12 protein-coding genes are annotated in these 10,770 nt (G+C 35.4%); 11 read left to right on the top strand and 1 reads right to left on the bottom strand.

Going from position 1 to position 10,770, the window contains the following annotated elements; genetic code table 11:
- From MVY38_RS03165 to MVY38_RS03135, 7 genes are all read left to right on the top strand, one after another.
- Window positions 1-701, top strand: a 701-nt coding sequence (locus MVY38_RS03165) for a KpsF/GutQ family sugar-phosphate isomerase (RefSeq protein ID WP_297483532.1), incomplete at its 5' end; no start/stop codon positions are given.
- Window position 702: 1 nt separating this feature from the next.
- Window positions 703-1,503 carry a pseudouridine synthase gene (locus MVY38_RS03160; protein WP_297483531.1) on the top strand — a complete coding sequence of 267 codons (801 nt, stop codon included), beginning with the start codon at window positions 703-705 and terminating at the stop codon, window positions 1,501-1,503.
- 3 nt (window positions 1,504-1,506) lie between these two features.
- Window positions 1,507-2,682: a replication-associated recombination protein A gene (locus MVY38_RS03155; protein ID WP_297483529.1), complete on the top strand. Its 1,176-nt coding sequence runs from the start codon at window positions 1,507-1,509 to the stop codon at window positions 2,680-2,682.
- A gap of 39 nt (window positions 2,683-2,721) precedes the next feature.
- Window positions 2,722-3,012, top strand: a complete 291-nt coding sequence (locus MVY38_RS03150; protein WP_297483527.1) for a hypothetical protein — start codon at window positions 2,722-2,724, stop codon at window positions 3,010-3,012.
- Complete coding sequence (locus tag MVY38_RS03145) at window positions 3,012-4,982, top strand: methyl-accepting chemotaxis protein (RefSeq protein ID WP_297483525.1); 1,971 nt, start codon at window positions 3,012-3,014, stop codon at window positions 4,980-4,982. The genes MVY38_RS03150 and MVY38_RS03145 overlap by 1 nt, the downstream gene beginning before the upstream one ends.
- Window positions 4,982-6,241, top strand: coding sequence for a SpoIIE family protein phosphatase (locus tag MVY38_RS03140; protein WP_297483523.1), 1,260 nt, complete (start codon window positions 4,982-4,984; stop codon window positions 6,239-6,241). Before MVY38_RS03145 ends, MVY38_RS03140 begins: the two co-directional genes overlap by 1 nt.
- 54 nt (window positions 6,242-6,295) lie before the next feature.
- Complete coding sequence (locus tag MVY38_RS03135; protein ID WP_297432562.1) at window positions 6,296-7,600, top strand: malic enzyme-like NAD(P)-binding protein; 1,305 nt, start codon at window positions 6,296-6,298, stop codon at window positions 7,598-7,600.
- Here MVY38_RS03135 and MVY38_RS03130 read toward each other — a convergent pair.
- Window positions 7,583-8,245: an MqnA/MqnD/SBP family protein gene (locus MVY38_RS03130; RefSeq protein WP_297483521.1), complete on the bottom strand. Its 663-nt coding sequence runs from the start codon at window positions 8,243-8,245 to the stop codon at window positions 7,583-7,585. The two genes, MVY38_RS03135 and MVY38_RS03130, sit on opposite strands and share 18 nt — an antisense overlap.
- Before the next feature lie 67 nt (window positions 8,246-8,312).
- Here MVY38_RS03130 and MVY38_RS03125 point away from each other — a divergent pair, with 67 nt between their 5' ends.
- Genes MVY38_RS03125 through MVY38_RS03110 form a run of 4 tightly spaced genes read left to right on the top strand, consistent with a single transcriptional unit; the run spans window position 8,313 to window position 10,755 of the window.
- Window positions 8,313-8,534: a MoaD/ThiS family protein gene (locus MVY38_RS03125; RefSeq protein ID WP_297483519.1), complete on the top strand. Its 222-nt coding sequence runs from the start codon at window positions 8,313-8,315 to the stop codon at window positions 8,532-8,534.
- A gap of 3 nt (window positions 8,535-8,537) precedes the next feature.
- Window positions 8,538-8,984 carry a molybdenum cofactor biosynthesis protein MoaE gene (locus tag MVY38_RS03120; protein WP_297483517.1) on the top strand — a complete coding sequence of 149 codons (447 nt, stop codon included), beginning with the start codon at window positions 8,538-8,540 and terminating at the stop codon, window positions 8,982-8,984.
- Window positions 8,981-10,210 carry a gephyrin-like molybdotransferase Glp gene (gene glp / locus MVY38_RS03115; protein ID WP_297483514.1) on the top strand — a complete coding sequence of 410 codons (1,230 nt, stop codon included), beginning with the start codon at window positions 8,981-8,983 and terminating at the stop codon, window positions 10,208-10,210. The genes MVY38_RS03120 and glp overlap by 4 nt, the downstream gene beginning before the upstream one ends.
- Window positions 10,210-10,755 carry a hypothetical protein gene (locus MVY38_RS03110; RefSeq protein ID WP_297483512.1) on the top strand — a complete coding sequence of 182 codons (546 nt, stop codon included), beginning with the start codon at window positions 10,210-10,212 and terminating at the stop codon, window positions 10,753-10,755. The genes glp and MVY38_RS03110 overlap by 1 nt, the downstream gene beginning before the upstream one ends.
- Window positions 10,756-10,770 lie beyond the last annotated feature (15 nt).

Here is a 10,770-nt window from a genome sequence, read left to right as displayed (position 1 = left end):
ATGATGTTGTTATTGCCATTAGTTATTCTGGTGAAAGTGAAGAGTTAGGCTCAATCCTGCCACACATTAAACGCTTTGGTACACCACTTATTGGGATGACAAAAGATACTAACTCTACCCTTGGCAGATACAGCGATGTAGTTATAAAAGTAGAGATAGAAAAAGAGGCTTGTCCTCTTAATATTGCACCTACAAGTTCTACTACACTTACTCTAGCTCTTGGTGATGCATTGGCAGTTTGTCTTATGCGTGCACGCGATTTTCAAAAGAGTGACTTTGCCTCTTTTCACCCAGGTGGTGCACTTGGTAAACAGCTTTTTATTAAAGTAAAAAACTTAATGCAAACACAGCACTTACCTATTATTTCGCAAAATGCAAAGATGAAAGATGCCATTTTACAAATAGGTGAGGGTCGTCTTGGTACTGTACTTATTAGAGATAAAGATGACAAATTAACAGCACTTTTAAGTGATGGGGATGTTCGCCGTGCACTACTTAGTAAAGATTTTTCACTTGAAGATGAAGTGCTTAAATATGCAACAAAAAATCCTATGAGTATAGATGATGCAGATATGCTGGCTTCAGATGCACTTGTTTTAATAGAAGAGAAAAAAATACAACTTTTAGTCATAACTGACAAAAATAAAAAGATACAAGGCGTCCTCCATATTCATACGCTGATTGAAAAAGGAATTTCATAAAATGATGCGATTAAATAAATATATAGCACACTACTCAACCTACTCACGCCGTGAAGCAGACCGTGCCATTCAAGATGGCTATGTCCGTGTAAATGGTGAAATACAAGAGAATCCTGCAACGCAGATTGAAGAGGGAACAGACATAGTTTACATTAGTGGTAAGCAGGTCTCTCCTCAAGAAAAGTACACAGTAATTGTTTACAATAAACCAAAAGGGGAACTTGTTACAAAGTCTGATCCAAAAGGCAGAAGAACAATTTATGACTCACTCTCTAAAGAGTTTAAGCACTTTATCTCTGTTGGTCGTCTTGACTTTGCTTCAGAGGGTTTGCTTCTTTTAACAGATGCTTCTCATGTGGCTACTGCTTTGATGGAGTCTGATTTAGAGAGAATTTATAAAATAAAAATTAAAGGTGAAGTAACACCAGATATGGAAGATGCAATGCTTAATGGTATTTACCTTGAAGATGCTAGTGCTGGTGCACACTCTCACTCTCGCATTAAATCTATGGAGATTAAGCCTTTTATTGGGTATAAAGTTCAAAAAAATCGACCTGATTACTCCATACTAAAAGTAGCACTCAAAGAGGGACAAAACCGTGAGCTTCGCCGTTTTTTTGCCCATTTTGGAGCAGAAGTTGCCGACTTAAAGCGTCTTAGTTTTGCTGAAATAGAGTTAAATAACCTTCCAACAGGAAAAACAAGATACCTCACTCGCAGTGAATACTCTGCTTTATATAAATTTTTAAAAACGGAAAAAAGGCGAATAAAAGAAGAACAAAGATACCAAGACAAAGATTAAAAAGTGGACTTTACACATCTTTTACGCCCTGCTGGTTTTGATGATATTGTAGGTCAAGAGCATTTGGTGCAAGAGGGGATGCCGCTGCGTTTACTCTGTGAAAAAGAGGCACTGGGGCATAGCTTTTTTTATGGACCTGCTGGTGTGGGAAAGACATCATTGGCAAGAGTTATTGCCAAGAGTATGCAACTCCCTTTTTATGAGCTAAACGCAACTTCTCTCAAAATAGAACAGCTACGAAAAATATTTGAACAGTACAAAAATGCCCTACAAAAACCACTTATATTTATAGATGAAGTGCATCGTCTCTCCAAAAATCAGCAAGAGGTTCTGCTTCCTGTTATGGAAAACAACTCCGTGTTAGTTATAGGTGCTTCAACTGAAAACCCTTTCTTTTCTCTAACATCTGCCATCCGTTCTCGCTCTATGCTTTTTGAACTAAAACCTATCTCAAATGAGAGTTTACATAATCTACTTCTGCGTGCAATATTAAAGGGTGACATAGCGATAGAAAATGATGCAAAAGAGTACCTTGTTTTAAGTAGTGGTGGCGATGCTCGTGCTATGTTAAAGCTTTTAGAGTTTGCTTCAAACGCAGCGAACACTATAACACTTGCACTTTTAAAATCTCTTCGTCCAAATGCTCTGCAGGCTGGAAGCTCTGAAGCAGGGGTACATTATGATTTGGCTTCTGCGATGATTAAGTCTATTCGTGGAAGTGATGCTGATTCTGCTATTTACTATCTTGCTCGATTAATTGAGGGTGGTGAGAGTGCTGAGTTTATTGCTAGGCGTTTGGTGATTTTAGCAAGTGAAGATGTAGGAAATGCAAACCCACAAGCCCTTACACTAACAACCTCTACACTAACAAGTGTTAGTAAAATAGGCTACCCAGAAGCGAGAATAATCTTAGCTCAAGCTGTCATCTATCTTTGTGCTTCACCAAAGTCAAACGCAGCATATTTGGCAATTAACAAAGCACTGCAAAGTGTACGAGATGGAAAAATTCTTGAAATTCCAAAAAATATTTCACAGCAAAATGAGGGCTATCTTTATCCACATGATTTTGGAGGATATGTCAAGCAAGAGTATTTGAGTGAGCCGTTACAGTTCGTGGAACTTAAAGAGATCGGGTATGAAAAGAAGATGAAGGAGTGGCTACAAGCAATAAAATCTTAAGTTCGTCTATGTTAGTATAACGAAAATAAAGGTTGAAAAATGGACATTGTAACATCAGGAAACAGCGTAACAATTACTGGTAATATTAAAACTATTGGAGATTATCAGACAATAAAAGATACGCTTGAGAAAGTAGTAGCTAGTTCAAAAAATGTAACTATCATTATTAAAGATTCTATCTCTATTACATCATCCGTTATTGGATATTTAACAAAATTGGTGCAAAAGGACAATATTGATATTCAAATCAGAGTAGGAGATACAAATCTTTATGAGCTCTTTGATGAAATTAATCTTGTGCAACTATTTCGTGTAAGTAGGGAGAGATAATGACTATTAAAGGCAAATTAAATCTTATAACGGGCATTGTTGTCTCTTTTGCGCTTGTGATTATTATTGCAACAGTTGTTACAGCTTATAACAAAGAAGTAGTAATCAATCAGGCAAAAGAGCTTAATGTATTGTCTCAAAAACTCTCTTTAGTCATTCATGAAACACAAAAAGAGAGAGGAGCAAGTGCTGGGTATCTTGGCTCTCATGGGAAAAAATTTGGTGATATTTTGCCAAAACAGAGAAAGCTGACAGATGCACGATATAGTAATTTAAAGGCTTATATTACTACTTTAAATTTATCTGAGTACCCAAGTAAGCTACAAAAAAGTATTAGATTAATAGTATCTGGAATGGACAAACTAAGTAGTGTCAGAGCAGAGGTAAATAGTTTTAAAATTTCTGTAAAAAATGAAGTAAAATATTATAGTGGTGTTAATAAAAACATTTTAGATGTGGTCTCTCTTACAGCAAAACTTGCAAACACTCCTGAACTTGTTAAAGCTTTGAGTGCTTATACCAACTTTTTAAAATCTAAAGAGAGAGCAGGGATAGAGCGTGCTGTTTTAAGTGCTACTTTTGCATCCGATAAGTTTGGTAGTGGTATGTATGCCAAGTTTATTACACTTCTTGCGCAGCAAAATGCTTATATTGATGCTTTTAAAAGTATCGCGAGTGATGATGCAGTTCGTATGTATAAAAAAACAATGGACTCTCCTGTTGTAGCGCAAGTGGATAGAATGCGAAGCATAGCAAAATCGCGACAATCTGATTTTGGTGTGGATAGTGTTGTATGGTTTAAAACAATCACAAAAAAAATAAATCTTTTGAAAAAAGTTGATGATACTCTTGCAAAACAAAATGATAAACTTTTAGCAGCAGTAGAATCACAATATGAAATGGATACACTTATAACACTTGTGGGGTATATACTGTTTGCCATTGCGATTTTTATTATCATTATGATAATTTCTCGAGGTATAAATAAAAGTGTACGAAGTTCTCTTGATAAAATTCACTGTATCTCTAGTGAACTTGATCTCTCTTGTAGTGTTGTTGTTGAAGGAAATGATGAAATAGCACAGATTTCAAAAGCTCTACATGTTATGATAATTGCCTTTAAAGAGACTGTTTATGAAGCACAAGATGTGGCAAATGCAAATACACGCGAGAGTGCTAAACTAGAAAAAGTTGTAGATACTTTGGCAACAAATAGCAAGCAAGAAGAGAATGGCATTAGCGCTGTAAATGGTTTAGTTGCAGAGATAGGTGAAAAATTAGATATTGTAGAAGATTCTACTATTACTGTTACTGAAGATTTAGATACTACATTTAATGTGCTTGATGGTTTTATTGTAAAACTTGGTTCAGTTGTCTCTTCCATTGAAGATGGTAGCGAGCAGCAGCAAAATCTTGTAGAAAAAGTGGCATCTTTAACAGAACAGGCAAAAAATATTAAAGATGTGCTTGCAATTATCTCTGATATTGCAGATCAGACAAATCTACTTGCGCTAAACGCAGCCATAGAAGCAGCCCGTGCAGGTGAACATGGTAGAGGTTTTGCTGTTGTTGCAGATGAGGTAAGAAAGCTTGCAGAGCGTACACAAAAAAGTTTAAGTGAAATCAGTGCGAATGTAAATCTTATCACTCAAAATGTTGTTGAAATAGCTGAAGAGACTGATACTACTTCACAGAGTATGGACACTATTTCAGCATCAGCGCAAGAGCTTATTGTCTCTTCTAATGAGACAAAAGAGAATTTACGCTCTACAAAAGACAAATCAACTGAGGTAATGCATCAGAGTGTCTTCATCGCAACAAAAACAAAAACATTGATAGAAACAATGGATGAAATAGTAGAAGTGGCTTCTAAAAACAGTAAACTGCGTACTACAGTAGAAGCAGCGGTAGATGCACTGACCAATGATGCTAAAACGCTACAAAATGCTTTGAGTAAATTTAAAATTTAATGACACTCCAGAGGTATAAACAGCTAGAAAAGAGTGAAGCATACTCTTCATATCAGTCTGAATTGGCTTTTAAAAAAGAGCTTAATATTTTGCGAAATGATTTTTACTACCAACTTATAGATGTAAAGGCTACTTCTTTAGTAGATTTTATTTATAAGCCTCTTGATGTGTTAAGTGGTGATGCATATAGCGCTAGACGCATTAATGAACATAAAACTTTTTATTTGATTGTTGATGGCATGGGCAAAGGAATATCTGCCTCTTTTACCGCTGTTATTATGACAACTTTTATAAATCATCTAGTAGATAAAATGCTTGAACATGAGAGTTTTTCTCTTGACTTGCTTATTCAAGAATCAATGGCATACATTCAGCCAATTTTACTTGATGAAGAGGCTTTGGCTATAGACTATATTTGTTTTGATACCTATTTCAAAGAGTTAGAGTATGCAAAATTTGCGATGCCTCCTTTTTTATTCCAAGATAAAAATGAGAACATTATTAAAATAAAATCAAACAATACACCTATGAGTAAATGGCAAAGTAGCTATAACATAGATAGAAGAGATGTTAAAGATATAGATAAATACCTTTTTTATAGCGATGGTGTTGTTGAAAATCAGACTAATACTCATGGTATAACCTACGCTGCGTTTATAGAAGAGGATTTTAAATTTTCTTTTTCAAGAGAGGAGTTTAAAGAGAAGTTTTTTGCAAAAATAACAGAGCAAGAGGATGATCTAACTCTTATATTTATTAATAGTTTGGATTTGAGAGAAGAGACACTTTTAGAAAAAAAGCTTTTTGCAACTACGCTTGATGCAGTTGAAGCAGCAAATGTTTGGTATGAAGAAATTTGGAAAAATTTACAAGTAGATACTAAGATAGCTTATAGGGCAGGTCTTGTTTTTAGTGAGCTTTTTATGAATGCTTATGAACATGGTAATTTAGGCTTGGATTCTCGTACAAAACATAGGTATCTTGAAGAAGATATTTACTTTGAATCTCTACAAAAACTTGAAAAAGAGTCTCAAAAAAAGATTTCAGTCCAAATATTTAAACTCAAAGAGTTAGAATCAGAGTATATTGTTACTAAAATAGCTGATGAGGGAGATGGTTTTGATACACAGATACTTAGTGAGATTTTTAGAAACTCATTAAAGTTTAATGGACGAGGTGTTTTTGTCTCTCGAAAAAATTCAATGGGTATTTATTACAACCCTAAAGGAAATTGTGTTATTTTCTTACATAAAATTTAGCTATTTATAAAAAATATTATATAATGTACCTATTAATCAAAATAAGGAATAAATATGGGAGATAATTTGGCATTTGAAAAGGCATCATTAGAGTATCACAAAGCACAAAGTGAATTTGATACAAACGGGAAAACGGGGACGCTACTTACAAAACCATGTAATACAGAAGATGAACTATCTATGGCATATAGCCCAGGTGTTGCGTATCCATGTCTTGAAATAGAAAAAGATGCTGATTTAGCATATGAGTATACAAATAAGGGAAATCTTGTTGCAGTTGTTAGTGATGGGACTGCTGTTCTTGGTCTTGGTGACATCGGTCATTTAGCTGGAAAACCTGTTATGGAAGGAAAGGGTGTTCTTTTTAAATCATTTGCAAATGTAGATGCAGTTGATATTGAGCTTAATACTAAAGATACTGAAGAGATTATTAAAATTGTAGCGGCTATGGCTGATAGTTTTGGTGGAATTAATCTTGAAGATATTTCAGCTCCTAGATGTTTTGAGATTGAAGATAGACTTAAAGAGATTTGTAATGTTCCAGTATTTCATGATGATCAACATGGAACGGCAGTTATTACAACAGCGGGTCTTATAAATGTTCTTGATATGACAGGCAAAAAAGCTGAGGATTTAAAAGTTGTAGTTATTGGTGCTGGAGCTTCTGGAATTGCATGTGCTAGTATGTACAAAACACTTGGTGTAAAAAACATTACTATGCTTGACTCTAAAGGTGTAATTCATAGTGGTAGAGATGATTTGAACAAACAAAAACAGATGTTTGCTTTTGATACTCCAGATAGAACTCTTGAAGATGCTATGAAAGGTGCAGATATGGTTCTTGGACTCTCTGGCCCTGATTTAATCAAACCTGAATGGGTAGCAACAATGAGTGATAAAAACCCAATTATTTTTGCTTGTGCAAATCCGAATCCTGAAATCAAACCACCACTTGCAAAAGAGGTTCGCTCAGATGTTATCATCGGTACTGGTAGAAGTGATTATGCAAATCAAGTAAATAATGTTCTTGGTTTCCCTCAAATTTTCCGTGGTGCTTTAGATGTTCGTGCTACAAAAATTACAGAAAATATGAAAATGGCAGCGTCACGCGCATTGGCTTCACTTGCAAAAGAGACAGTTCCTGATAGCGTTAAAAAAGCACATGGTCGTGAAAATATGGAGTTTGGAACTGAATATATCATTCCTTCACCATTTGATAGACGCGTTCTTGTATATGTTGCTTCTGCTGTTGCACAGGCTGCTGTTGAAGATGGTGTTTCTCGCGTAAAAGAGTTTGATTTAGATGCTTATAAAGCAAAACTTGAAAGACTTGCAGCTCACTTAGATGGAAAAGCGTAACGCTTTTTCCTCTTTGTAGAATTTTTTAAGTGCTTTTTGTGCTTTATAATCTACTTTGTATGAGATAAGTTTGAGGTAGTTTTGTATCTCTTTTGTCTCTACACTTGTCCGTTTAGATGCCTCTTTTAAGAGGTATTGCGGAATTTTAACCTCTCTTTTTAAAAACTCTTTTTCTATTTTTTTATATAATCTTTTATCTTTGTGATAACATAAAAGTGCAAATACAAAAGGTAAATTATATTTTTCATGCCATACTTCTGCTAAATCTATGTAATCACTGTTTTTAAGGGCATATCTTAGTGCTTTATCTCCAATAAGAACTTCACCTTGAATATTTAATATATTTGCTAAAAGATTAGAAGAGGCAGACTCTACATCAGACTTTGACTCTTTGCTTGGAATTACCAATACACTTCGTACATTTTTCTTTGCAATAATGCCTAAATTCAGATGCTTTTGCTTTTTTGCTTTAATGCTTGATATAAACGCAGCATCAACACTTTTGCGTAAAAAGTCTCTATTTACCTTTGCAGGAACATTCTTTTTGTACTCCATAGTAAGTTTTTGTTGGGAGTTTTTTGTAAAGCGTTTCATGAAGACATGAAAAGGGAGGAGGTTAAGGTATTCTATTTTTCCAAAAATCATACTGCAATTATACAGCACTTAACTTATCTTAGATATAATTGTTTTAATAAATAAATAGGATGTTCTTGTGGTAAAAGTAGAATTTTTAGGACCAATACAAAAAGAAGCATTAGAGCTAGAGATAGCAGACTTAAATGAATTAGCAGCAATTTTACAAAAAGATGAAGAGGTAAATGAGTGGTTAGAGAGTTGTGCAGTAGCAGTGAATGACACACTTGTTGCATCGCTCGAGTGTCCACTTAAAGATGGGGATAAAATTTCACTTTTACCACCTGTATGTGGAGGTTGAGTGATGCTTAGTCTTTATAATGGTTCATTAGATGTGCCTAAACTTTTAAAAGAGTGGTATGAAGCCGAAGCTCAAAGTAATTACGGTGCATATATTCCGTTTGTGGGAACTGTGCGTAGTGAAGATGGCATAGATGGGCTTAGTTTTGACATTTATGAGCCGATTTTAAACTCTTGGTTTGAAGCGTGGCAGACAAAAGCAAAGGAGAGGGGTGCCGTAATAAAAATGGCACACTCTCGTGGGGATGTAATGCTTCATGAATCTTCTTATATTGCAGCAGTTTTCTCTCCTAAACGCAGGGTTGCTCTGGAGTTTATTGATGCATTTGTTGAAGATTTTAAGGCAAGTGCTCCCATCTGGAAATATGATTTGATAGATGGCAAAAGAGTTTATGCAAAGAAGAGATCAACTGCTATTAAAGGTAGCGGAATTTTAGGAGCAAAATCATGAGTATAACGGGTGTAGATTTTATTTCGTATGAGACAAGTCAAAATATGTTGGATTTACTTTGTGTAAACGCAGTACGCTTTGAGAGAGTGCCATTGAGTGATTCTCTTGGACGTGTACTCGCTGAGGACATAGCAGCAGAGTTTAATGACCCTCAGTTTCCTACTGCGTCTATGGATGGGTATGCAGTAAGATATGAAGATTTAGAAGAGGGCAAAGAGTTTGTAGTTCTTGGTGATAATCCTGCAGGACATGACGAAACAAGAGAGCTTCAAGCAAATGAGTGTATTAAAACTTTTACAGGTTCCATGATGCCAGCAGGTGCTGATACTTTAATTCAGATAGAAAATGTAACTTTTGAAGATGGAAAAATTATCATCAATGAAATGGTAGAACTTGCAAACGCAGTCCGTCCTATTGGTGAAGGTTACAGAGCTGGTGAAGTGCTTATTAAAAAAGGTACAAAGATTGGTTTTGCTGAAATTGGTGTAATGGCAGGGTTAAACAAGGTAATGGTAAAAGTAGCGCTTCGCCCTCGCGTAGCAGTGATAGCAACAGGAAGTGAAATACTTGATTTGGGTGAAAACTCTGATAATCCAGCACAGATTAGAAGTTCAAACAACTACACACTAGCAGCCCTTTTTGAATCAGCTGGTGCAGAGCCGGTACAACTTGGAACTGCTCCTGATGATAGAGATGCTATTATGCATACTTTTGAGAATGCACTTGAATCAGCAGATATAGTTGTAAGTACCGGCGGAGTAAGTGTAGGGGATTATGATTTTGTAAAAGATATTATTCCTCGTTTAGGGGCTCAAATAGTCTATAAAGGTGTCGGCATCAAACCTGGTCGTCATATTCTTGTAGCACAGCGTGAAAATAAATTTATAATTGCCCTTCCTGGATTTGCTTACTCTTCAACTGTTACTGCAATTTTGTATGTACTTCCACTTATTGCCAAAATGCTAGCAAAAGATGCACCCTATAAAATGGTTGCTGCAAAACTGCAAAGTGATTTTAAAAAACGCAGCCGATTTACTGAGTTTACTGCTTGTAATGTTGTGGTAGAAGATGGTGAATACTACATTAACTTTGAGGGTAAAAAGGTGGGAAGCTCGGCAATTTTAGTCAATATGCTTGATAATTCTGCTCTTATGGTAGCTGGAGAAGATGATAAGTTTCTCGAAGCTGGGACTTATGTAAATGTAATACTTTTGGATGAATTTTAATGAAAGCACTCACAATAGACGCACAAACGCAAGAGGTAAAAGAGATAGAACTTGAGATGGCGGCGAATACACTCTACACCTTTTTTAGTTCTATTTTAATAGATGAGCTTGAAAGTATAAAAGAGCATGTGATTTATGCTGATGCAAATGCTTTGAGCGAGAAAAAAAGTGCCTATTTTTTAGGTGAACAGCTTATCATCGGAGATGCTCTTATTTTTGGACGCGAAGATTTTAATGATGTTGATGCTAAAATAAAGCAAGCCGAGTTAGCTTCTTTAGTAAAGAGGGATGTTAATGATTTTTATAAAGAGGTTTTAGCCCTCCTTGCTACTACTGATATAAATCTCTATAGAGCATTTGAAGTAGAGAAAAATGGTGAGAAAATTATGCTCAATACAGAGTGGGTACTTTATACTTTTAACATCGCAGATGAGAGAACAAAAGAGTACTTTATAAATGAGTTAAAAAAAGTGCTTGAAGTAGATGGTGATGTGGCAGTATATATGCAAAAGATGGCACAATTAGCTATGAATGTGGCTGTATAAGCGAAATAAATAAAG

Source organism: Sulfurimonas sp., from assembly GCF_027056685.1.
In the GTDB taxonomy this organism is placed as follows: Bacteria; Campylobacterota; Campylobacteria; order Campylobacterales; family Sulfurimonadaceae; genus Sulfurimonas.
Note: the sequence above shows the minus strand (reverse complement) of the source record. Positions and strands in the feature narration are given on the sequence as shown.